Source organism: Burkholderiales bacterium (assembly GCA_023511995.1).
In the GTDB taxonomy this organism is placed as follows: Bacteria; Pseudomonadota; Gammaproteobacteria; order Burkholderiales; family Thiobacteraceae; genus Thiobacter.
On the sequence record JAIMAL010000022.1, the window covers coordinates 1 to 21977 of the forward strand.

Here is a 21977-nt window from a genome sequence, read left to right on the forward strand (position 1 = left end):
CGCCTGAACTGGAAAACACCTCATCAGGTATTTATGCAATCATACAGCCGCGTTGCACTTCGAGATTGAATCCACCTGCAACTGTCGTTGCGCGCCGACCTCGATCCGGCGGTGCATCTTGCGGCTGGGCAAGCGCTGGCGCCGTTACGCGATGAAGGCGTGCTGATCATCGGTTCCGGCAACACCTACCACAACATGAGCGTGATGATGCGCGCGCTAAGGGGTGGCGCGACAGCCATTCATGGATGCGAATTCGATGCCTGGCTCACCGACACGGTGGTCCACCCCGATGCCACCGAGCGTGCGCGGCGATTGTCGGAATGGTTTCGCGCACCCGGTGCACGGGATGCCCATCCGCGCGAAGAGCACCTCATCCCGCTTCTGGTTGCCGCCGGTGCGGGGGGCGCGGACAGCGGCATGAAGTGCTTCGAGGATCGCGTCCTGGGCGCGGTCCAAAGTGCGTTCCGTTTCGGCTGAACACGTTTCCAGCGCGCTTTTCCACCCACCCAGGGCCAACGGCAATGGCTAGCTCGATGTTCCATCACTTCGCAAACAGCCCCGGCAGTGCGATTGCCGACCCCGCCGCGACGGGGTGGAACGCCGTCCCCGCAGCGTCACCGTCGCCGGGGACAAGAAAGCCTACACCCCCTACCAGCCGCACGCAGCAGCCTTTCCAGACGATATCGCCTTTCAGGCAACCCCGTCCGCAGGGCGGCTCAGGCCGTAGGCCCACTCGTTGAGTAGCCGTCGTACCGCCCCGATCAGTTCGGAGGCGGTGAGCCCGATGGGGCCGATGCCCTGTTCCACCAGGCGGTCGGCGGCCAAGCCGTGGACGTGGACACCCGCGAGGAGGGCTTCCTGGGGGCCCAGACCCTGCGCCAAGAGCGCTGCCACGATGCCGGTGAGGACATCGCCGGTGCCGGCACTGGCAAGACCCGGATTGCCGCTCGTGTTGATGAACCAGGAGTCGGTTGGACCGGCACAGACGGTCCCCGCTCCCTTCAGGGCGACCCACGCGTTGAAGCGGGTGGCGAGGCGGCTGGCCGTTTCCACCCGCTGGCGTTGCACTTGTTCCACCGACGTGCCCAGCAGCCGGGCGGCTTCCGCCGGGTGGGGTGTCATCAAGGTGGGGGCGCTGCGCCGACTCACCGCTTCCTTCAGGGCAGGGTCGGCGGCAATGAGGTTGAGGGCATCGGCGTCCAGCACCAGGGGGACCGTTCGCCCGATGACGGCCCGCAGATACTCCACCGCCGCTGCAGAGGTGCCGAGGCCGGGGCCGGCGGCGATGACGTTGACCGGCTCGAGCCCCGGCAGCGTCGCCGGCGACCGAAGCATGAGTTCTGGCTGCAGGCAATCCACCGTCAAAGCGGCTTCATGGAGCAACCCCGCATAGACCCGACCCGCCCCGGCGGCGAGGGCGGCGCGGGAGGCGAGGAGAGCGGCCCCCGTCATCCCCGGCGCCCCACCCAGCACGGCGACGGTGCCGAAGCGGCCCTTGTGGCTGTTGCGGGGCCGCGGCCGCACGAACGCCCGCACCATGGCGGTTTCCAGCAGCCGGCCCGGCGGCGGGGGGAAGAGGGATGCCGGGACGTCGAGGGTACGCAGGTGAAGCGTGCCGCAATGATCGGGGCCATCGGCGGTGAGCAGGCCGGGTTTGAGGGCGAGGAAGGTGACGGTGTGCCGCGCCCGTACGGTGGGGCCCAGCGCCAGGCCGCTGTCTGCGTCGAGGCCGCTGGGAATGTCGAGGGCGAGGATGGGGGCTGCCTGCTCGTTGATCTGGGCTACCCACGTCCCATAGGGTTCGCCAAGCGGCCGGGTGAGGCCGATGCCGAACAGGCCATCGATGACAAGCCCCCAGTCGCCGCCGCGCGGGGGTTCGCTGAGACAACCGCCACCCGCCGCCCGCCAGGCGGCAAACGCTGCCGCCGCGTCCGCGGGCAGGCGGGTCGGATCGGCGGCGCATACCACATCCACCCGGTAGAACCACGCCTTGAGATGGCGCGCTGCTACGAGGGCATCCCCGCCGTTGTTGCCCGGGCCGGCGAAAACGAGGATGGGCCGCCCGTCTTCGGCAAGGGCGCGGGCAAGCTCCGCGGCGGCGAGCCCGGCGCGTTCCATGAGGCTGGGCCGGGCGGCGGGCAGGGCGGCTTCCAGGGCGCGGATGCCGGCCGTGGGATAGATGGGCAGCGGTTCGGACATTTGGCCTTTCGTGCTGTCTAAAGACTTGCAAGAGCCTGCCGCAATATAGCATGCGGGCTATCCGCCGAAGGAAAAAGGAGGTCGCCATGGTAGCCGAGAAACATACGCCCAGTGGGGCACCCATCGTCAACTGCGACGAGACCGAAGCCTGCCAAGTCGTATCCTGCGCCACCTGTCTGTCAGAGATTCCGGCCGATGTGGCGCTCACCGCGGAAGGGCCAGACTACGTGCAGTATTTCTGCGGTCTGGAGTGCGTGGCGAAGTGGAAGGAAAAGGCTGGCATGAAGGCGTGAGCCGCGCCCCGGTCTTCGCTCAGGACGGTTTCGGTTAAAATCCGGGTTTCGTCAGCCGAAACCCGAACATGTCCCAGATTCTCAAGCTGCGGGGACGTAGCGCCCTTTCCCCTTTTCGTCTCGACAAACTCAAGCACTCCCTCGCCCAAGTCGTTCCCTCGGTCACGGCGGTTCATGCCGAGTTCTGGCACTTTGCCGCGCTTTCCCGGCCGTTGACGGCTGAGGAGCGGGAACGCCTGGGCAGGCTGCTCACCTACGGCCCGGCGACGGCAGGAGGGGATGCGCGCGGTGACCTCCTTTTGGTGGTGCCCCGCCTCGGCACCATTTCGCCCTGGTCGTCGAAGGCTACCGACATCGCCCATCACTGCGGGCTGGAGGCGGTGGAGCGGATCGAGCGCGGGGTAGCCTGGTATTTCGGCAAACCCGGCTGGGTGCCCTTGGAGGTCCACGAACGGGCGGCGCTGGCGCCATTGATCCACGACCGCATGACGGAGACCGTGCTCGCCGACCTGGATGGGGTGGAGGCGCTCTTCGCCCATCACGTGCCGAAGCCGCTTGCCACCGTGGACGTTCTGGGAGGCGGGCGCAACGCTCTGGTCGCGGCCAACCGAGAGATGGGGCTTGCTTTGTCTGTCGAAGAAATCGACTACCTGGTGGAGGCCTTCATCCGGCTTGGCCGCAATCCCACCGACGTCGAGCTCATGATGTTTGCGCAGGCCAATTCGGAACACTGCCGGCACAAGATTTTCAACGCCGAGTGGATCATCGATGGACAAAGGCAGGCCCAATCCCTGTTCGCCATGATCCGCGAAACCCATGCCCGGCATCCCGAAGGCACGTTGGTGGCCTATGCCGACAACGCGGCGGTGATGGAAGGGGCCGAGGTGGCTCGTTTCTTCCCCGACCCGCAAAGCGGCGTCTACGGCTTCCACAGCGATCTCACGCATATCCTGATGAAGGTGGAGACGCATAACCATCCGACGGCGATCTCCCCTTATCCCGGTGCGGCCACCGGCGCCGGGGGGGAAATCCGCGACGAAGGGGCCACTGGCACTGGCTCCAAACCGAAGGCAGGGCTTACGGGTTTTTCCGTCTCCAACCTCGTGATCCCTGGTTTCGAGCAGCCCTGGGAGACTAATCCCTACGGGCGCCCCGGGCGCATCGCCTCGCCCCTTGCCATCATGCTGGAAGGCCCCATCGGCGCGGCGGCCTTCAACAACGAATTCGGACGTCCCAACCTCGCCGGCTATTTCCGCACCTTCGAGCAGCGGGTGGCGGGGGAGGTGCGGGGTTATCACAAGCCCATCATGCTCGCCGGGGGTATTGGCAACATCTCCGCACAACACGTGCACAAGGCGCATGTTCCGCCCGGTGCCCTGCTCATCCAGTTGGGCGGGCCTGGGTTACTCATCGGTCTGGGCGGGGGCGCGGCCTCCAGCATGGATACCGGGGCCAATGCCGAGAATCTGGATTTCGATTCCGTGCAACGGGGCAATGCGGAAATGCAGCGCCGTGCCCAGGAGGTAATCGACCGTTGCTGGCAGTTGGGACCAGACAATCCCATTCTTTCCATCCACGACGTGGGTGCCGGCGGCCTTTCCAATGCGCTCCCCGAGCTGGTGCACGCCAGCGGCCGCGGCGCGCGTCTCGATTTGCGCCGCATTCCCATCGAGGAACCCGGCATGTCGCCCATGCAGATTTGGTGCAACGAGGCGCAGGAGCGTTACGTGCTCGCCATCCGCCCGGACGCACTGGAACGCTTCCAAGCCATCTGTGAGCGGGAGCGCTGCCCCTTCTCCGTGCTGGGCCAAGCCACGGAAGCGTCGCGTCTTGTCGTGGAGGATCCCCATTTCGGCAACCGGCCGGTGGATGTGGACCTGGAGGTCATCCTCGGCAAGCCGCCGCGGATGGTGCGCGAAGCAAGCCACCTCTTGCGACGCCTGCCGCCCCTCGATTTCAGCGTCATGGAGCTTGCCGAGGCGGTGGAGCGAGTGTTGCGTCTGCCTGCCGTGGCTGCCAAGACGTTCCTCATCACCATCGGTGATCGCACCGTGGGAGGATTCACCGCCCGTGACCAGATGGTGGGGCCGTGGCAGGTCCCTGTGGCCGATTGCGCAGTGACTACCCTAGGCTACGACACCTACCTCGGCGAGGCCTTCGCCGTGGGCGAACGCACACCACTTGCCCTCATCGATGCGCCGGCTTCGGGGCGCATGGCGGTGGGCGAAGCCATCACCAATCTCGCTGCGGCACCCATCGAAAGCCTCGGCAAGGTCAAGCTCTCCGCCAACTGGATGGCGGCGGCCGGCCATCCGGGAGAGGATGCGGCCCTGTTCGATACCGTGCGAGCGGTGGCTTTGGAACTCTGTCCCGCGCTGGGTCTTGCCATCCCGGTGGGGAAGGATTCCTTGTCCATGAAGACGGTCTGGGAAGAAAACGGCGAACGCAAGGAGGTGACGGCACCGCTTTCCCTCATCGTCTCCGCCTTTGCTCCCGTCGAGGATGCGCGCAGAACCCTCACGCCCCAACTGCGCACCGATCAGGGCGAGACCGATCTGATCCTCATCGATCTAGGCGCCGGTCGCGGCCGCCTGGGGGGATCGGCACTGGCCCAAGTGTACGGCCAGATGGGTGATTGCTGTCCGGATGTGGTCAATCCCGACAAGCTTAAAGCCTTCTTCGAAACCGTGCAGGCCTTGAACCGGGCCGGCAGGATTCTCGCCTACCACGACCGTTCCGATGGGGGGCTTTTCGTGACCCTGTGCGAAATGGCCTTCGCCGGTCACACGGGGCTCACCGTGGACCTCGACGAGCTCTGTTTCGATCACATCCGCGCCGGGGTGGAGCGGCGCGGTGAGCCGGAACCGGACCTTGCCCCCGGCGCTTATTCGGCGCACATCTTTCCCGTGCTCTTCAACGAGGAATTGGGGGCGGTGCTGCAGGTTCGCCGCGCCGATACGCCGGCGGTGCTCGAGGCCTTCATCGATGCCGGTCTGCGTAGCGAGCTGCACGTGATCGGCACCCTCAACGGAGATGACACCATCCGTTTCTTGCGCCAGGGCCACGAGATTTACGCCGCACCCCGCGCCACCCTGCAGAGGCTTTGGGCGCGGACGAGTTTCGAGATGCAGCGGCTGCGGGATAATCCAGAGTGCGCCCAAGAGGAATACGATCGCTTGCTCGTGGCCGACGATCCAGGGCTTTCCGTGCACCTCACCTTCGACCCCGGTGAAGACATTGCTGCCCCTTTCATTGCCACGGGCCGGCGGCCGCGGGTGGCCATCCTGCGGGAACAAGGCGTGAACGGCCAAGTGGAAATGGCGGCAGCATTCCACCGCGCGGGTTTCGAGGCGGTGGACGTGCACATGAGCGACATCATCGATGGCCGTATTTCTCTGAGGGCATTTGCTGGCTTCGTCGCCTGCGGTGGGTTTTCCTATGGCGACGTGCTGGGGGCGGGCGAAGGGTGGGCGAAGTCGATTCTTTTCAATGCCCGGGCCCGGGAGGAATTCCAGGCATTCTTTGCGCGCGGCGATTCTTTTGCCCTGGGCGTGTGCAACGGCTGCCAGATGATGAGCAATCTGCACGAAATCATTCCAGGCGCGGAAAACTGGCCCCACTTCGTGCGCAACCGATCCGAGCAGTTCGAGGCCCGGTTCGTGCTCGTCGAGGTGACGGACAGCCCGTCGCTCTTCCTGCGCGACATGGCGGGCAGCCGCTTGCCAGTGGTCGTTGCCCACGGCGAAGGGTATGCGGAATTCGCCGACGAAAGACAACGGGCGCAGGCCTTGGTGGCCCTGCGTTACGTGGACCACCACGGCAGACCCACGGAAACCTATCCCTTAAACCCCAACGGCTCCCCCGGAGGGATTACCGGCCTCACCACGCCCGATGGGCGCTTCACCATCATGATGCCCCATCCGGAACGCCTCTTCCGCACGGTGCAGTACTCCTGGCATCCGGACGACTGGGGCGAGGACGGCCCCTGGCTGCGCATGTTCCGCAATGCGCGGCGCTGGGTGGGTTGAGGGAGGCCGCTTGCCCGGCGCAAATCAAGCGGTGAGGTTTTCCTCGAACTGGGCGAGCATTTCGTCAACGAACTCGTTGCGTGTGAGGGGACTCACACCGAGGGCGGCCAGCACCGCCGGCTCGGTTTTCTCCCAGCCAGCTTCGGCGTAACCGTAGAACAGATTGCGCAGATGCGTGGCAGCGAGCAGTACCGCCAAAAGGGGAAGATCGGCGAGCAGATCGTCGGCCACTTCATGGTGGTGGCGGATGGTACGGCAGACCGCTTCCGGCAACTTCCAGTTGCGCGCCAAAAGCGCACCCACGGCGGCGTGGCAGGTGCCGATGGCGGCATCCTCCTGCTCGAGGTCTGGCCAGGCGTGTTGCAGGTTCTGGCAGTAGCCGGGGAACCGTTGCATGAGGATGGGTACGCCGCAGTCGTGGAAGAGGCCCGCCAGATGCGCCTCGCCGGCGGGAATGCCCAGCACGTCCGCTTGCCGCCGCGCGATTAGGCCGCACAGCAGGGCGATGTCGTTGGCACGTTCCCAGAAAGCCTCGAGGGATCCACCTTCGCCACCCACTGCCTCCCGCAGCGCCGCCCCCTTGATGATCACCAAAGCCGGTTGGAGACCCAGGAGGGAGAGGGCCTGTTCCAGGCTGCTCACCTCCCGGCCGACGCCGAAGAGGGGAGAGTGGGCTGCCTTGAACACACGGGCGGTGAGCCCGGCATCTTTCCCCACCACGGCAGCGACCTGGCGCAGGCTGCAGGCGTTGCGCTGAAGCAGGGCATCGATCTCCGCCAGCACTTTTGGCTGCGGCGGCAGGTGGATACCTTTGGCGAAGAGGGCTTCAATTTCCGGACCGGGAGTCGTGTCGCGATTCATGGTTTGTCGCCCTGAGTTAGAAGTGCGTCGCGAAGACATTATCGGGCGTCGGGTGAAGAGCTTTAGGGTGGAACGATGACAGTCGTGTGAAGGGCCATGCCGGCTCAGGGCGAAAAAAACCGCGCCGGGCTAGCCGGCGCGGCTTGCGTTTGGGTTACTTGTTCTCGGTCTTGGCTTCGGGCGGGTTGGCGTATTCGATCTTGGCTTTGGCGCGCAGGTCGGCTGCGAGCTGCTGGATCTGCTGCTGCTGCAGGCGCTGGGTGATCTGGGGCCGGATTTCATCCAGCTTGGGCGCATCCTTCACGTCCTCCAGCTTGATGACGTGCCAGCCGAACTGGGTTTGCACCGGGGTCTTGGTGTATTCGCCCTTTTTCAGGGCCACCAGAGCATCAGCGAAGGGTTTCACGTAGGCGGCGGGCACGTTCCAGCCGAGATCGCCGCCATTGCGTGCAGAGGCATCCTTCGATTTCTGCTCGGCGAGTTTCTCGAACTTGGCACCCTTGGCGAGCTGGGCAATGATGGCCTCGGCTTCTTTCTTCTCCGCCACCAGGATGTGGCGGGCGTGGTACTGCTTGTCACCGATCTGGGCCTTGATCCTGTCGTATTCGGCCTTGATCATGTCCTCGGTGATGGGGTGCTTCTTGATGTAGTCCTGCACGTAGGCATTGAGCAGGATGTTCTGCCGTGCGAGATCCAGTTGCATCTGCACGTCGGGACGCTTGTCCACGCCTTCCCGGACTGCCGCCTGGCGAACTACCTCCCGGCTGATGAGCTCCTCCAGCACGGCTTTGCGCGCTTCCGGCGTGTCCGGCGCGCCTTGCGCGGCACGCTGCTGCATGAAGGCATCGATGAGGGATTGCTTGATGGGCGTGCCGTTGACCGTGGCGGCCGCGGCTTCGTTGCCGTTCTTGGCGGCCGGCTGCGCGTTGCAGGCGGTGAGGGTGAAGAGGGTGCCGAACAGGGCGAACAGCACACGGGTGGTGGCGGATTTCATGGAGTCTCCTCTCGGGTGGAAAAAAATTCATCGGGAGTGGCTGCGCTGATGCTCAGGGCGTGAATACCCTTCTGCATCAGTTCGGCCAGGGTTTCGTAAACGAGACGATGGCGGGCGAGCGTGGGCAGACCCTGGAAACGTTCGGAGACGATGACAAGGCGGTAGTGCCCGCCTTCGCGTGCCCCGGCGTGACCGGCATGCAGACGGCTGTCGTCGATGATTTCCAGGTGTTGCGGCGCCAGCGCAGCGAGCCGGTGCCGCATCTGTTCGATGGTGCTCATGCGGGAAACACCCTGCGCCAGGGTTTGACCGTGACCCGCGCATAGACGCCGGCAGCGACGTAGGGATCGGCCTCGGCCCAGGCGCGCGCCGCTTCCAGGGAGGGAAATTCGGCGACGATGAGGCTGCCGGTGAAGCCCGCCGGCCCGGGATCCACGCTGTCGATGGCGGGACAGGGGCCCGCCAGCAGCAGACGGCCCTCGTTCTGCAAGGCCTCGAGCCGCGCAAGATGTGCCGGACGCGCCGCCTGCCGCTTGGCCAGGCTGTCCGGCACGTCTTCCGCCCAGATTGCGTAGAACATCAGGAACCTTCCCCTTCCTCGACGTATTTGGCCAGCATCAGCCCCTGCAACAAAATGAACACCAGCATGATGCCCAGGAAGCCGAACAGCTTGAAGTTGACCCATGCCGCTTCCGAGAAACGATAGGCGACCACCAGGTTGAGACCGCCCATGAAGGCGAAAAAGGTCGCCCAGCTCAGATTGAGGCGGTGCCAGACGGCATCCGGCAGCTTGATCTGGTTTTTCATCATGGCCGCAATCAGGTTGCGGCCGAACAGGCGTTCCGCTGCCAGCAGCACCACGGCAAAGAGCCAGTAGAGCACCGTGGGCTTCCACTTGATGAAGACGGGATCATGCAGCCACAGGGTGGCACCGCCGAAAACAACGATGAGCACCAGGCTCACCCAGAGCATGGTATCCACTTTGCGGTGGCGCAGCCACATCCAGCCGATCTGGGCGAAGGTGGCGGCGATCGCCACCGCCGTGGCGGTGTAAATCCCATAGGCCTTGTAGGCGATGAAAAAGAGAATGACCGGAAAAAGATCGAAGAAAAACTTCATGGGGGAAGCCGGCGTGGATGAACGGCGCGCCCCGGGAAAGCGTGACTTTGCGCCCGGCCCGGAAACGGTTGCGGCGTGAAGTGTAGCACGGCGCAGGCGCCAGTCCCAATTTTTCCGCGTGGCAGACGGGGGGCGGCGTTTTTGTTATGATTTGCCGCATCCGGCAGCCATGTCATGCAAGCGGTCGATCTGCACGCCCATTCTACGATTTCCGACGGTCTGCTCACCCCACGCGAGCTGGTGCGGCACGCCTGCGCCCAGAGCGTGCGCGTGCTGGCGCTGACGGATCATGACGATGTGGCGGGCATTGCCGAAGCACGGGAGGAGGCGGCCCTGTGGGGCATCCACCTGGTAAGCGGGGTGGAAATCTCCGTCACCTGGCGGGGCCGAACCGTGCACATCGTGGGGCTGCGGATCGACGAGGCCGACCCCACTCTCAATGCGGGCCTGGCGCAACTGCGCGCCTCGCGTCTGGCCCGCGCCCGACGCATCGCCGAGGAGCTCGACCGCATCGGCATCCACGGCAGTCTTGAGGCTGCCGCCGCGGTGAGCGGGCAGGTCATCAGCCGTAGCCATTTTGCGCGTTTTCTCGTGGAGCGGGGCTATGCGGCGGATGTGCGCAGCGTCTTCCGCCATTATCTGGTCAGGGGCAAGCCCGGCTATGTGGAGCACACCTGGGCTTCGCTTGAGGACGCGGTGGGCTGGATTCACGGCGCCGGGGGCCTGGCGGTTATCGCCCATCCCGGCCGCTATGACCTTACCCCCGTCGAAGTGCATGAATTGTTCACCGAATTCCGCGACCTTGGCGGGGAGGGGATCGAAGTCGTTTCCGGCAGCCAGCGCCCAGCGGAACAGGAGCGCTTCGCCCGGCTCGTGCGGGAATTCGGTTTTTTTGCCTCACGCGGCTCCGACTATCACGGACCGGGCCACAACGAGGTGGACATGGGGCGGCTGCCGGCGTTGCCCGAGGGGCTCACCCCCATCTGGCAGGACTGGCCCGAGGTGCTGCCGGCGGCCGCCTGAGCATGGGCCGCGGCAAGGCGGCGGCTCTCCTCCCCCCATGGCGCAGTATTTCTCCGTTCACCCGCAAAACCCGCAGCCGCGCCTGATCCGGCAGGCGGCGGACATCGTGCGCCACGGTGGCGTGATCGTCTATCCCACGGATTCCTGCTATGCCCTCGGCTGTCGCCTGGGAGACAAGGATGCGGAGCGGGAGCTGCGGCGCATCCGGGACCTCGACGAGCAGCACCATCTGACGCTCATGGTGCGGGATTTGTCGGAGATCGCCGTCTATGCCCGGGTGGACAACCAGCAGTTCCGGCTGCTCAAGGCGCACACGCCCGGTGCCTATACCTTCATTCTGCAGGCGACGCGGGAGGTGCCTCGCCGGCTGCAGCACCCGAAACGGGCCACCATCGGCATCCGGGTGCCGGATCATCCGGTGGCGCTTGCCCTCCTCGAAGCTCTGGGAGAACCTTTGCTTTCCACCACCCTCATCCTGCCGGGGGAGGCGCTGCCCCTCAACGATGCGGAGGAAATCCGCGAACGTCTGGGCAACCGCGTGGCCCTCATCCTGGATGCGGGTTCCTGCGGCGTGGAGCCCACCACGGTGATCGATCTCACCGGAGAAAGCCCCGTCGTATTGCGCAAGGGCCGGGGTAGCCTGGCGTCCTTTGGTCTGGAGCACTGAATGGATTTCGACTCGATCCTGCGGGAGGTTTCGGTGCTGGCGCTGCCAGTGCTGTTCGCCATCACGCTGCACGAAGCGGCACATGGTTACGTGGCGCGGCATTTCGGCGATCCGACGGCATGGGCGGCGGGCCGCATCAGCCTCAATCCGCTGCGCCACATCGACCCGGTGGGCACCATCCTGGTGCCCCTGGTGATCTATTTCACCACCGCGCTGGCGGGGCAGGGCTTTTTGTTCGGTTGGGCAAAACCGGTGCCGGTCAATTTCAGCCGCCTGCGCCATCCCAAGCGGGACATGCTGTGGGTGGCGGCGGCAGGGCCGGGGGCCAATCTGGTGATGGCCATCCTGTGGATCATGGTGGCGAATGTGAGCGGCAATTTCCCCGCCGGTGGCGTGGGCGAATGGTTCTATGCCATGGCCGAGAAGGGCATCCTCATCAACGTCATCCTCATGGTGCTCAATCTCTTTCCCCTGCCGCCGCTCGATGGTGGCCGCATTGCCGTAAGCCTTTTGCCAAACCCCTATGCCTACCGCTTCGCCCGCATCGAGCCCTATGGCCTCATGATTCTGGTCGTGCTGTTGGTGACGGGCGTGCTGGGTGCCGTGTTATGGCCCCTGGTGGTCCTCACCACCCGGCTTCTGCTCACTCTGTTCGCCGTTTAGGATGCCTCCATGTTTGCTGAACGTGTACTTTCTGGCATGCGCCCGACGGGCAGTCTGCACCTCGGCCACTATCACGGGGTGCTGAAGAACTGGATTCGTCTGCAGCATGAATACGAGTGCCTGTTCTTCGTCGCGGACTGGCATGCGCTGACCACCCACTACGACAGCCCCCATACGATTGCGGAAAACGTCTGGAACATGGTCATCGACTGGCTGGCCGCCGGGGTCAACCCGGCCAGTGCGACGCTCTTCATCCAGTCCCGGGTGCCGGAGCATGCGGAGCTGCATCTGCTGTTGTCCATGATGACGCCCCTGGGTTGGCTGGAACGGGTGCCCACCTACAAGGACCAGCAGGAGAAACTCGCCGACCGGGACCTCTCCACCTATGGTTTCCTGGGCTATCCGCTTTTGCAAAGCGCCGACATCCTCATCTACCGCGCCACCCGGGTACCGGTGGGGGAGGATCAGGTGCCCCACATTGAATTCACGCGGGAGATCGCGCGCCGCTTCAATCACCTCTATGGGCGGGAGCCGGGCTTCGAGGAGAAGGCCCAGTTGGCGGTGAAGAAGCTGGGGGCGAAAAAGGCGCGCCTGTACGAGGAGCTGCGCACCCGCTATCAGCAGGCAGGCGACGAAGGGGCGCTGGAGGCGGGCAAGGCCCTGATCGGCGAAGCCCAGAATCTTTCCCTGGCCGACCGCGAGCGGCTCTTCGGCTACCTGGAGGGCAGCGGCAAGATGATCCTGCCCGAGCCGGAGGCGCTGCTTACCGAGGCCTCGCGCATGCCAGGGCTCGATGGCCAGAAAATGTCCAAGTCCTATCACAATACCATCGGCCTGCGCGAGGCACCCGACAGTGTGGTAAAAAAAATCCGCACCATGCCCACCGACCCGGCCCGCGTGCGCCGGACTGATCCTGGTACACCGGAAAAATGCCCGGTCTGGCAGTTCCACCTGGTCTACTCCGACGATGCCACCCGGCAGTGGGTGCGGGAGGGGTGCACCACGGCCGGCATCGGTTGCCTGGAGTGCAAGCAGCCGGTGATCGATGCCGTGCTCGAGGAACAAAAGCCCATGCACGAGCGCGCCCGACCCTATGAGGAGGACCCCACGCTGGTGCGCAATCTGGTCGCCGACGGCTGCGAAAAAGCGCGGGAACTGGCCCAGGAAACCCTGCGCGAGGTGCGCGCCGCCATGGGCCTCGACTACGACTGAGCCCTTCCCGCCTTGGCGGGGCCGGTGCCGACTCCGGTAAAATGACCAAAATGATGACCGAAGCCTCTGCCGCGCCCGCCGCGGTGCACCCGCCCGGTATTCGCGCGCGCGTCTATGGCGAGCCGCTGACGGAACTGCCGGCGGACCTCTACATCCCCCCCGATGCGCTGGAAGTGATCCTGGAGGCCTTCGAGGGGCCGCTGGATTTGCTGCTCTATCTCATCCGCCGGCACAATCTCGACATCCTGGACATTCCCATGGCGGAGCTGTGCCGCCAGTACATCGAATACGTGGAGCGTATCCGCGCCCGCCAACTGGAGCTCGCCGCGGAATATCTGGTGATGGCGGCCATGCTCACCGAGATCAAGTCCCGCATGCTGTTGCCCCGGCCGCCGCGGGAGGAGGGGGCGGAGGAGCCGGAGGACCCGCGGGCGGAGCTGGTGCGGCGGCTGCTGGAATACGAGCAGATGAAGTACGCGGCGCGCCGGCTTGACGAGCTGCCCCAGGTGGGCCGCGACCTGCAGCTCGTGCGGGTGTACGTGGAAAAAATCGCCGGGGAAAGGCTCCCCCAAGTGAGTGCGGCCGATCTCGCCGCCGCCTGGGAAGCCATCGTTGCCCGCGCCCGACGCAATGTGCACCATCGCATCACCCGCGAGGAACTCTCGGTGCGGGAACACATGAGCCGGCTGTTGCGGGTGCTCTCCGTGGAGGGGTACAAGGAATTCAGCGAGCTGTTCAATCCGGCCGCCGGCGTGCCGGAACTGGTGGTGACCTTCCTCGCCATCCTGGAGCTTGCCAAACAGGGTGCAATCCGCATCACCCAGGCGGAAGTCTATGCCCCCATCTACGTCAAACTCGCCGACGACGACAGCGATGAACCAGAACCTGAATCTCGATGAGGTCAAGCGGGTGCTGGAGGTGGCCCTGCTTGCCAGCCAGGAACCCCTCTCCCTGCAGCAGCTTGCCCGGCTCTTCGACACGGAAATCGATCACGACAATCTGCGCAAGGTGCTCGACGCCTTGCGCACCGACTGGGCGGACCGCGGGGTGGAGCTGGTGCAGGTGGCAAGCGGCTGGCGCTTTCAGACCAAGCCGGAATACCAGGTGTATCTGGACCGTCTGCATCCGGAGAAACCCCCGCGGTATTCCCGGGCGGTGCTGGAGACGCTGGCCATCATCGCCTACCGCCAGCCGGTCACCCGCGGCGATATCGAGGCCATCCGCGGCGTTTCCGTCTCGCCGCAAATCCTGAAGACCCTGGAGGCGCGCGGCTGGATCGATCAGGTTGGGCACCGGGAGGTGCCGGGACGCCCCGCTCTCTATGCCACCACGAAACAGTTCCTGGACGACCTCAACCTGCGTTCCCTGCAGGAGCTGCCGGCCCTGGATCAGTTCGTGGCCGATGAATCCCTGCTTCTGCCGCAGCCGGAGGCGGCTTCCGGGGAAGATGAGGGACAGGCGGGCGAGGCAGAGGTGGCCTCCACCACTGCCGCCGCCGACGGTGAGCCGGTGCTACGTGAGAGCATCGAAAGCGCGGAGGATGCCGCGGGCGCGCGGGCGGGGGATACCATCGAGGCGGTGATCGAGGATCTGGGCGGCCGCGGTGCGGAGACGGCAGCCGCCGATGTCTGAACGTCTGCAGAAGGTCCTCGCCGCGGCGGGGCTGGGCTCGCGGCGGGAGATCGAGGATTGGATCCGCGCCGGCAGGGTGAAGGTCAACGGTCGCATTGCCACGCTGGGCCAGACCGTCACCGCCCGGGACCGTGTTTTCGTCGATGGCAAGCCGGTACGCCTGCGTCTTAAGGAGAGGCGGCTGCCGCGGGTGTTGCTCTACAACAAGCCGGAAGGGGAGATCGTCAGCAAGGCCGATCCCCAGGGCCGGCCCACCGTCTTCCGCAACCTGCCGCGGCTACGCACCGCCAAATGGATCGCCGTGGGCCGCCTCGATCTCAACAGCAGCGGGTTACTCCTTTTCACCACCTCAGGGGAGCTTGCCAACCGGCTCATGCATCCGCGCTACCAGGTGGAGCGGGAATACGCCGTGCGGGTGATGGGGCGTCTTGGCGCCGAACAGGTGCAGCGACTTTTGGCCGGCGTGGAGATCGACGGGCAGCCGGCCCGCCTGGAACACATCGAGGATCGTGGCGGGGAAGGGGCCAACCACTGGTACCACGTGGTGATTCGCGAAGGACGCAAACGGGAAGTGCGGCGCCTTTTCGAGGCGGTGGGGCTCATGGTCTCGCGCCTCATCCGCGTGCGTTACGGCAGCCTGCGGCTGCCGCCCCGTTTGCGGCGCGGGCAGTTTCTCGAACTTGACCGGGCGCAGGTGGCGGCCCTGTTGCAGGAGGTGGGGCTCAACCCGCCCCGCCGTGAGTCTGCCCGACCACGGGCGCGCCGCGCAGGCTGAAGGGGCGCGGCCGTCTTTTCTGTTATGCTGGCGGAATCCGGCCCGACGCAAGGGCGCATCGGGCCTCCTTCATCGTGTAACCTCATCGGGGACTTTGACTATGCGCAGGCTTTTCGTTTTCCTTTTCCTCTCCACCATCCTCGTGCTTCCCGCCGCCCACGCGGGTTCGGTGCGCAAGGCTTCCCGCCCCGCCGCGCCCGCGCTCACCCTGGCGCAGACGGTGATCCGCATGCCCTTGGCGAAGGGCGTGTCCCTGGAAGATGCGGAGCAGTCCATGAAGCTGCGCGCCAATGCCCTCAACATGAAGCTGGTGGCGGAGCTGCCGCTCTCCAGGCAGGTGGAGGCGATCACCGGCAAGCCTTCGCGTTATGCCACCATCTTCCAGTTCTGCGATGCCATGACGGCCCGCCAGATGCTGGACTACAGCCTGGATTTCGCCGCCTATCTGCCCTGCCGCATCGCTTTGGTGGAGGACGAAAAAGGGCAGGGCTGGGTGGTGATGATGGACCTCAACCTGCTCATCAACGCCGCCAATCTGAAGCCGGAGCTCAAGGCCAAGGCCATCGAGGTGCGCGACATGCTGGAAAACATCATGCGCGCGGCCGCCAACGGCGAACTCTAAGGCAGGCAGCCGCAGGCTCAGCGTGGCCGAAGGTCTTCGCGACTGAGCAGGAAGACGAATTCGTCGGAGCCGCCCGCTTCCAGCCAGGTGAAGGGCAGGTGGGGGAATGCCGCTTCCAGGCGGGCGCGATTGTGCCCCACCTCGACGATGAGCAGGCCACCCGGATTCAGATAACCGGCGGCCTCGTCGAGGATGCGCCGTACCGCATCCAAGCCATCCTCCCCGCCCGCCAGGGCGAGCCGGGGCTCGTGGCGGTATTCCGCCGGCAGGGACTGCATGGCCTGCGCGTCCACATAGGGCGGGTTGCTCACAATCACGTCGTAGCGACGGCCCTTGAGGGCCTTGAAAAGATCGGAGCGGATGAGACTCACCCGGGCTTGCAGGTGATAGTCCGCCACGTTGCGTTCGGCAACCTCCAGGGCTTCGGCGGAGAGATCCACGGCATCCACGTGCGCCTGGGGAAAAGCCTCCGCCAGCAGAATGGCTAGACACCCCGATCCCGTGCACAGGTCCAGGGCCGTCTCGATGGCCGCCGCATCGTCCACCCAGGGCGCGAGTCCCTCCTGCAACAGCTCGGCGATGAAGGAGCGGGGGACGATCACCCGTTCGTCCACATAGAAACGGTAGGGGCCCAGCCAGGCCTCGTGGGTGAGATAGGCCGCGGGTTTGCGCGTGGTCACCCGCTGCTCGATGATGCGCAGCACCGCTTCCACCTCCTCCGGCAGCAGGCGGGCGTCCAGATAGGGCTCCAGTCGGTCGAGGGGCAGGTGCAGGGTGTGCAGGATGAGATAAGCCGCCTCGTCGTGGGCATTGGTGGTGCCGTGGCCGAAAAAGAGGCCGGCTTCGTTGAAGCGGCTCACCGCGAAGCGCAGCAGGTCGCGCACCGTGAAAAGTTCCTTGCGCGCGCGGGCGAGCAGTGCATTCAGCGACACAGCAGACGCTCCAGAATACCGCGGTAGATCGCCGCCAGCGGTTCGATGTCCGCCACCGCCACCGATTCGTTCACCTTGTGGATGCTGGCATTGGGCGGGCCCACCTCCACCACCTGCGGGCAAATGCGGGCGATGAACCGCCCATCCGAGGTGCCGCCGCTGGTGGAAAGGGCGGGGGTGAGACCGGTGACCTCCCGGATGGCCGACTCCACCGCCGCCACCAGTTCCCCCCGCGGGGTGAGAAAGGGCTGGCCGGAACATTCCCACTCGAGGATGTAGTCGAGGCGGTGACGGTCGAGGAGCGCCTTGACCCGCTGTTTGAGTTCATCCACTGTGCTCGCCGGGGAGAAGCGGAAATTGAAGAGGATCTCCACACTGCCCGGGATGACGTTGGTGGCGCCGGTGCCGCCGTGGATGTTGGAAATCTGGAAAGTGGTGGGCGGGAAGTATTCATTGCCGCGATCCCATTCGGTGGCCGCGAGCTCAGCGAGGGCGGGCGCGACGAGATGGATGGGATTCTTCGCCAGGTGCGGATAGGCGACGTGACCCTGGATGCCATGCACCAAAAGCCGCCCGGAAAGGGAGCCGCGGCGGCCGTTTTTGATGGTATCTCCGAGACGCTCGACGGCGGTGGGTTCCCCCACCACACAGTAATCCAGCGTCTCGCCCCTGGCGGCGAGGGTGTCCACCACCCGCACGGTGCCATCCACCGCCGGCCCTTCCTCGTCGGAGGTGATGAGGAGCGCGATGGAACCGCGATGATGGGGATGGGCGCTGACGAATCCCTCGATGGCGGTGACGAAGGCGGCAAGCGAGGTCTTCATGTCAGCGGCGCCGCGGCCGTAGAGCCGGCCATCGCGCACCGTGGGCAGGAAGGGATCGGACAGCCACTCCTCCCGCGGCCCCGGTGGCACGACATCGGTATGACCGGCGAAGCAGACCACCGGGCGTCCGGTGCCCCGGCGCGCCCAGAGGTTGGCCACCTCACCGAAAGGCAGTCGCTCGATATGGAAACCCAAGGGCGCAAGCCGCGCCGCGAGGAGGTCCTGACAGCCGGCATCGTTCGGCGTCACCGAGGCTCTGGCAATGAGCGCCTCCGCCAGCGCCCGAGTGTCACCGCTCATTTGCCAAAGACCTGGGCGTAGGTGTCGGGGTCGAAGCCCAGCACCAGCTTGTCCTCGTATTCGAAGGCGGGGCGGCGGATGGCACTGGGCTTTTCCAGGAGAAAAGCGATGGCGGAATCCTTGTCCCTGACGCGCGCCTTTTCCGCCTCCGAAAGCTTGCGCCAGGTCACCCCGTTGCGGTTTACCACCTGTTCCCATCCCACGGCATCCATCCAGCGGGCGAGGAGTTGCGGGTCCACGCCGTTCTTTTTCCAGTCGTGGAACTCGTAGGCGATGCCATGGGCGTCGAGCCAGGCGCGGGCTTTTTTCACCGTGTCGCAGTTGGGAATGCCATAGACTTTCATCGCGCACCCTTCTCGCAGGCTCTCACACGCCGCGTAAAAGTTCGTTGATGCCCACCTTGGACCGCGTCTTTTCATCCACCTTTTTCACGATCACCGCGCAGTAGAGGCTGTATTTGCCATCCTTGGAGGGCAGGCTGCCGGACACCACCACGGAGCCGGCGGGCACACGTCCGTAGTGGATTTCGCCGGTCTCGCGATCGTAAATCTTGGTGCTCTGGCCGATGTACACGCCCATGGAGATGACGCAGTTGTCCTCCACCACCACGCCTTCGACGATCTCCGAACGGGCGCCGATGAAGCAGTTGTCGCCGATGATGGTGGGATTGGCCTGGAGGGGCTCCAGCACGCCGCCAATGCCCACACCGCCGGATAGATGCACATTCTTGCCGATCTGGGCGCAGGAGCCCACGGTGGCCCAGGTGTCCACCATGGTGCCTTCATCCACATAGGCGCCGATGTTGACATAGGAGGGCATGAGCACCACGTTTTTCGCGATGTAGGCGCCCCGGCGCGCAGTGGCGGGGGGCACGACGCGGAAGCCGCCCTCGCGGAAATCGCGGGAGTTGTAGTCGGCGAACTTGGAGGGCACCTTGTCGAAATAATTGGTGAAGCCACCCTTGATGAAGAAGTTGTCCTGCATGCGGAAGGAAAGCAGGACAGCTTTCTTGATCCACTGGTGGGTGACCCAGTCGCCATCGATTTTCTCCGCCACGCGCAGGGTGCCACGGTCGAGGTGATCGATCACCGTGTCCACCGCTTCCTTGGTCTTGGCGTCCACGGTGCGCGGCGTGATGTCGGCGCGGCGCTCGTAAGCTTCTTCGATGATGGCTTGCAGTTCCTGCATGGTGGTGTTTCCTTATGCTGGTGTCGGGTTGCGTGAAGGAGAGGGGCCGTCTTGCTTCAGAGGTTTTTCACGAATTCCCTGATCCGCCGGGCCGCCTCCAGACACTCCGCCTCCGGGGCGACCAGCGCGATGCGGACGAAATTCGCGCCGGGGTTGACACCGTTCTGGAGGCGCGCGAGGAAACTGCCCGGCAGCACCGTGACATTATATTCGCGGTACAGCGCGCGGGTGAATTCGGTGTCATCGATGGGGGTCGGCACCCAGTAGTAAAACGCCGCTTCCGGCACGGTGAGGGGAAGGGCATCGCCGATCGTGTTGCGGAAAGCGGCGAACTTGGCGCGGTAGAGCCGCCGGTTTTCCGCCACGTGGGCCTCATCCTGCCAGGCGAGGGTGCTGGCGTGCTGGACGGTGGGGCTCATGGCGCAGCCGTGATAGGTGCGGTAGAGCAGGAATTTCTCCAGGATTTCCCGATCGCCGGCGACAAAGCCGGAACGCATGCCCGGCACGTTGGAGCGCTTGGACAGACTGCTGAACACCACCAGATTGATGAAATCGTCGCGGCCCAGGCGATGCGCGGCCTCCAGGGCACCGAGGGGCGGCCGGGCTTCGTCGAAATAGATTTCCGAATAGCACTCGTCGGCGGCAATGACGAAACCGTAGCGGTCGGAGAGGGTGAACAGAGTCTGCCACTCATCGAGGGTCAGCACCCGGCCGGTGGGGTTACCCGGCGAGCAGACATAGACGAGCTGGGTGCGCTCCAGCACGTGCTCCGGCACCTGCGAAAAGTCCATGCGGAAGCCGTTCTCCGGCGTGGTGGCGAGATAGTAGGGCTGTGCCCCGGCCAAAAGCGCCGCCCCCTCGTAAATCTGGTAGAAGGGATTGGGGGAGATGACCACCGGCCTGGTCTGGCGGTCCACGATCACCTGGGCAAAGGCGAACAGCGCCTCGCGGCTGCCCAACACCGGCAGCACCTGGTTTTCCGGATTGACGTGGGGCAGGCGATAGCGCTTTTCCAGCCAGCGGGCGATGGCACCGCGCAGGGCATCCATGCCATGGGTGGAGGGGTAGCCGGCCAGCCCATCGAGATGGTCCACAATGGCCTGGCGGATGAAGGCCGGTGTGGGATGCTTGGGTTCGCCGATGGACAGATTGATCGGGGTAAAATCCGGCGACGCCGTCACCCCGTGCAATAACTGGCGCAGGCGCTGGAAGGGATAAGGTTTGAGCTTGGCGAGATCGGGGTTCACGATGGCGAAGAAGAAAAAACGAATTATAAGCCGGAGCCTGAAGTGATCCCAAACCGACGTCTGTCCCCGGTGGCGGGTCTCATCGCCGGCGCCACGGCCTGGGGCCTTGTCTGGTATCCCCTGCGTCTTCTGGAAACCGCCGGACTCGCCGGCCCCCTGGCCATCCTGATCGTCTTCCTCTGTGCAACCCTCCTCGGGCTGCCTTTCACCTGGCGGGCGATGACTGAATTCCGGCGGGGCACGCTCCTCCTTGCCGGCATCGGGCTCGCCGCCGGCTGGGCCAATCTCGCCTATGTGTTGGGCGTGATCCACGGCGAGGTGGTGCGGGTGCTGCTCCTCTTCTATCTCGCCCCTTTGTGGACCGTGCTTCTTTCCCGTCTGCTCCTCGACGAGCGCCTTTCCGCCGCCGGTTACGGGGTGATCGCACTGTCCCTGGCCGGGGCCATGATCATGTTGTGGCATGCGGCCCTGGGCATTCCCTGGCCGAAGAATGGTGCGGAGTGGCTGGGGCTGTCGGCGGGGTTGGCCTTCGCCTGCTCCAACGTGCTGAGCCGCAGGGCGCAGGTGTTGAGCATAAAGGCCAAATCCTTGAGCGTCTGGCTCGGTGTGCTGGTGGTGGCGATGGCGGTGTTGATGGTGGAACCACCTGATTTCGGCAGCGCGCTCGCCGCCCTGCAGGTGCAATGGGGATGGGTGGGGGTGCTGGGGATTGTGCTGGCTGCTGTCACCGTGGCCATGCAGTATGGGCTCACCCATACCCCGGCCAACCGTGCCATCGTCATTCTGCTCTTCGAGCTGGTGGTGGCGGCCGTGGCGGCATGGTGGCTCGTGGATGAAGTGTTGACCTGGAGGGAGTGGCTGGGCGGGGCCATGATCGTGGCGGCAAGCCTGCTTTCCGGCCGCATGGAGCACAGCCGATGAAACCTTATGCCATTCTGCATGCGTCCTTTCTTGTCCAGGATCTCGCTCGCGCGCGGGCCTTCTACGAGGGCGTGCTGGGGTTTGTGCCCAATCCTGAGCGGCCTGATCTCGGCTATGAAGGGGTGTGGTATGACGTGGGCGAACAGCAGATCCATCTCCTCGCCCTGGAAAGTCCCGATCCCCGCGAGGGCCGCCCCGCCCATGGTGGCCACGACCGGCATGTGGCCTTCGCCGTGGAGGACATGGCGGCCCTGGAAGCGGCGCTTGCGGCGGCCGGCGTGCCCTACACCCGCAGCCGTTCCGGCCGCGCAGCGCTTTTCCTGCGCGACCCGGACGGCAACGCCCTGGAATTCATCGAAATCAGAAAACGAGGCTGATGCCGGCGTAGAGTTTCGATGCCTTGGCTGTGGCTGGACGGATACCCGGCGAGGATGGTCAAGCCGTGGAGGCCATGGGCATTTGGGGCGGGCGCAAAAA

General features: G+C 65.1%; 24 protein-coding genes. 13 read left to right on the top strand and 11 right to left on the bottom strand.

The window, feature by feature from the left end; genetic code table 11:
• Positions 1-69: 69 nt before the first annotated feature.
• Positions 70-477: a dioxygenase gene (locus K6T56_10640; protein MCL6556808.1), complete on the top strand. Its 408-nt coding sequence runs from the start codon at positions 70-72 to the stop codon at positions 475-477.
• A 213-nt stretch (positions 478-690) separates the two neighbouring features.
• Here K6T56_10640 and K6T56_10645 read toward each other — a convergent pair whose 3' ends face one another.
• On the bottom strand, positions 691-2199 hold the full coding sequence (locus tag K6T56_10645; GenBank protein ID MCL6556809.1) for an NAD(P)H-hydrate dehydratase: 1509 nt from the start codon (positions 2197-2199) through the stop codon (positions 691-693).
• 86 nt (positions 2200-2285) lie between these two features.
• Here K6T56_10645 and K6T56_10650 point away from each other — a divergent pair, with 86 nt between their 5' ends.
• Both K6T56_10650 and purL read left to right on the top strand, forming a co-directional pair.
• Positions 2286-2492, top strand: a complete 207-nt coding sequence (locus K6T56_10650) for a DUF3330 domain-containing protein (GenBank protein MCL6556810.1) — start codon at positions 2286-2288, stop codon at positions 2490-2492.
• A 68-nt stretch (positions 2493-2560) separates the two neighbouring features.
• Positions 2561-6520, top strand: coding sequence for a phosphoribosylformylglycinamidine synthase (gene purL, locus K6T56_10655; GenBank protein MCL6556811.1), 3960 nt, complete (start codon positions 2561-2563; stop codon positions 6518-6520).
• 24 nt (positions 6521-6544) lie between these two features.
• Here the strand turns inward: purL and K6T56_10660 are convergent, their stop codons facing one another.
• From K6T56_10660 to K6T56_10680, 5 genes are all read right to left on the bottom strand, one after another.
• Positions 6545-7381, bottom strand: coding sequence for an HDOD domain-containing protein (locus K6T56_10660; protein ID MCL6556812.1), 837 nt, complete (start codon positions 7379-7381; stop codon positions 6545-6547).
• 154 nt (positions 7382-7535) lie between these two features.
• Positions 7536-8375, bottom strand: a complete 840-nt coding sequence (locus K6T56_10665) for a peptidylprolyl isomerase (protein MCL6556813.1) — start codon at positions 8373-8375, stop codon at positions 7536-7538.
• Positions 8372-8656 carry a BolA family transcriptional regulator gene (locus tag K6T56_10670; GenBank protein ID MCL6556814.1) on the bottom strand — a complete coding sequence of 95 codons (285 nt, stop codon included), beginning with the start codon at positions 8654-8656 and terminating at the stop codon, positions 8372-8374. The genes K6T56_10665 and K6T56_10670 overlap by 4 nt, the downstream gene beginning before the upstream one ends.
• Positions 8653-8955, bottom strand: coding sequence for a YciI family protein (locus K6T56_10675; GenBank protein ID MCL6556815.1), 303 nt, complete (start codon positions 8953-8955; stop codon positions 8653-8655). The genes K6T56_10670 and K6T56_10675 overlap by 4 nt, the downstream gene beginning before the upstream one ends.
• Positions 8955-9494, bottom strand: coding sequence for a septation protein A (locus K6T56_10680; GenBank protein ID MCL6556816.1), 540 nt, complete (start codon positions 9492-9494; stop codon positions 8955-8957). Before K6T56_10680 ends, K6T56_10675 begins: the two co-directional genes overlap by 1 nt.
• Positions 9495-9668: 174 nt before the next feature.
• Here K6T56_10680 and K6T56_10685 point away from each other — a divergent pair, with 174 nt between their 5' ends.
• The 8 genes from K6T56_10685 to K6T56_10720 all read left to right on the top strand — a co-directional run bounded on the left by K6T56_10685 (position 9669) and on the right by K6T56_10720 (position 16088).
• On the top strand, positions 9669-10517 hold the full coding sequence (locus K6T56_10685) for a PHP domain-containing protein (GenBank protein MCL6556817.1): 849 nt from the start codon (positions 9669-9671) through the stop codon (positions 10515-10517).
• 37 nt (positions 10518-10554) lie between these two features.
• Complete coding sequence (locus K6T56_10690; GenBank protein MCL6556818.1) at positions 10555-11184, top strand: threonylcarbamoyl-AMP synthase; 630 nt, start codon at positions 10555-10557, stop codon at positions 11182-11184.
• On the top strand, positions 11185-11847 hold the full coding sequence (locus K6T56_10695) for a site-2 protease family protein (protein ID MCL6556819.1): 663 nt from the start codon (positions 11185-11187) through the stop codon (positions 11845-11847). It abuts the gene before it with no gap.
• Between the two features lie 9 nt (positions 11848-11856).
• Positions 11857-13059, top strand: coding sequence for a tryptophan--tRNA ligase (locus K6T56_10700; protein MCL6556820.1), 1203 nt, complete (start codon positions 11857-11859; stop codon positions 13057-13059).
• A 53-nt stretch (positions 13060-13112) separates the two neighbouring features.
• Positions 13113-13958 (top strand): segregation/condensation protein A, encoded by an 846-nt coding sequence (locus tag K6T56_10705; protein MCL6556821.1) that lies wholly within the window; start codon positions 13113-13115, stop codon positions 13956-13958.
• Positions 13945-14691, top strand: a complete 747-nt coding sequence (scpB, locus tag K6T56_10710; GenBank protein MCL6556822.1) for an SMC-Scp complex subunit ScpB — start codon at positions 13945-13947, stop codon at positions 14689-14691. The genes K6T56_10705 and scpB overlap by 14 nt, the downstream gene beginning before the upstream one ends.
• Positions 14684-15466 carry a pseudouridine synthase gene (locus tag K6T56_10715; protein ID MCL6556823.1) on the top strand — a complete coding sequence of 261 codons (783 nt, stop codon included), beginning with the start codon at positions 14684-14686 and terminating at the stop codon, positions 15464-15466. Before scpB ends, K6T56_10715 begins: the two co-directional genes overlap by 8 nt.
• Before the next feature lie 100 nt (positions 15467-15566).
• Positions 15567-16088, top strand: a complete 522-nt coding sequence (locus K6T56_10720) for a DUF302 domain-containing protein (protein MCL6556824.1) — start codon at positions 15567-15569, stop codon at positions 16086-16088.
• Between the two features lie 17 nt (positions 16089-16105).
• Here the strand turns inward: K6T56_10720 and prmB are convergent, their stop codons facing one another.
• Genes prmB through dapC form a run of 5 tightly spaced genes read right to left on the bottom strand, consistent with a single transcriptional unit; the run spans position 16106 to position 21041 of the window.
• A complete protein-coding gene (gene prmB / locus K6T56_10725) occupies positions 16106-17005 on the bottom strand; it encodes a 50S ribosomal protein L3 N(5)-glutamine methyltransferase (protein ID MCL6556825.1) in 900 nt (299 codons plus the stop codon).
• 5 nt (positions 17006-17010) lie between these two features.
• Positions 17011-18144, bottom strand: coding sequence for a succinyl-diaminopimelate desuccinylase (dapE, locus tag K6T56_10730; protein ID MCL6556826.1), 1134 nt, complete (start codon positions 18142-18144; stop codon positions 17011-17013).
• The gene (locus tag K6T56_10735; GenBank protein ID MCL6556827.1) at positions 18141-18488 is read right to left on the bottom strand and encodes an ArsC family reductase; all 348 of its coding nucleotides are present in this window, start codon (positions 18486-18488) and stop codon (positions 18141-18143) included. The genes dapE and K6T56_10735 overlap by 4 nt, the downstream gene beginning before the upstream one ends.
• Before the next feature lie 22 nt (positions 18489-18510).
• Positions 18511-19332: a 2,3,4,5-tetrahydropyridine-2,6-dicarboxylate N-succinyltransferase gene (dapD, locus tag K6T56_10740; protein ID MCL6556828.1), complete on the bottom strand. Its 822-nt coding sequence runs from the start codon at positions 19330-19332 to the stop codon at positions 18511-18513.
• A 56-nt stretch (positions 19333-19388) separates the two neighbouring features.
• Complete coding sequence (gene dapC / locus K6T56_10745; protein ID MCL6556829.1) at positions 19389-21041, bottom strand: succinyldiaminopimelate transaminase; 1653 nt, start codon at positions 21039-21041, stop codon at positions 19389-19391.
• On the opposite strand from dapC, the gene K6T56_10750 reads away from it, so the two are divergent.
• Both K6T56_10750 and K6T56_10755 read left to right on the top strand, forming a co-directional pair.
• Positions 21024-21500 carry a DMT family transporter gene (locus K6T56_10750; protein ID MCL6556830.1) on the top strand — a complete coding sequence of 159 codons (477 nt, stop codon included), beginning with the start codon at positions 21024-21026 and terminating at the stop codon, positions 21498-21500. The two genes, dapC and K6T56_10750, sit on opposite strands and share 18 nt — an antisense overlap.
• On the top strand, positions 21497-21877 hold the full coding sequence (locus tag K6T56_10755; GenBank protein MCL6556831.1) for a VOC family protein: 381 nt from the start codon (positions 21497-21499) through the stop codon (positions 21875-21877). The genes K6T56_10750 and K6T56_10755 overlap by 4 nt, the downstream gene beginning before the upstream one ends.
• The last annotated feature ends 100 nt before the right edge of the window (positions 21878-21977 follow it).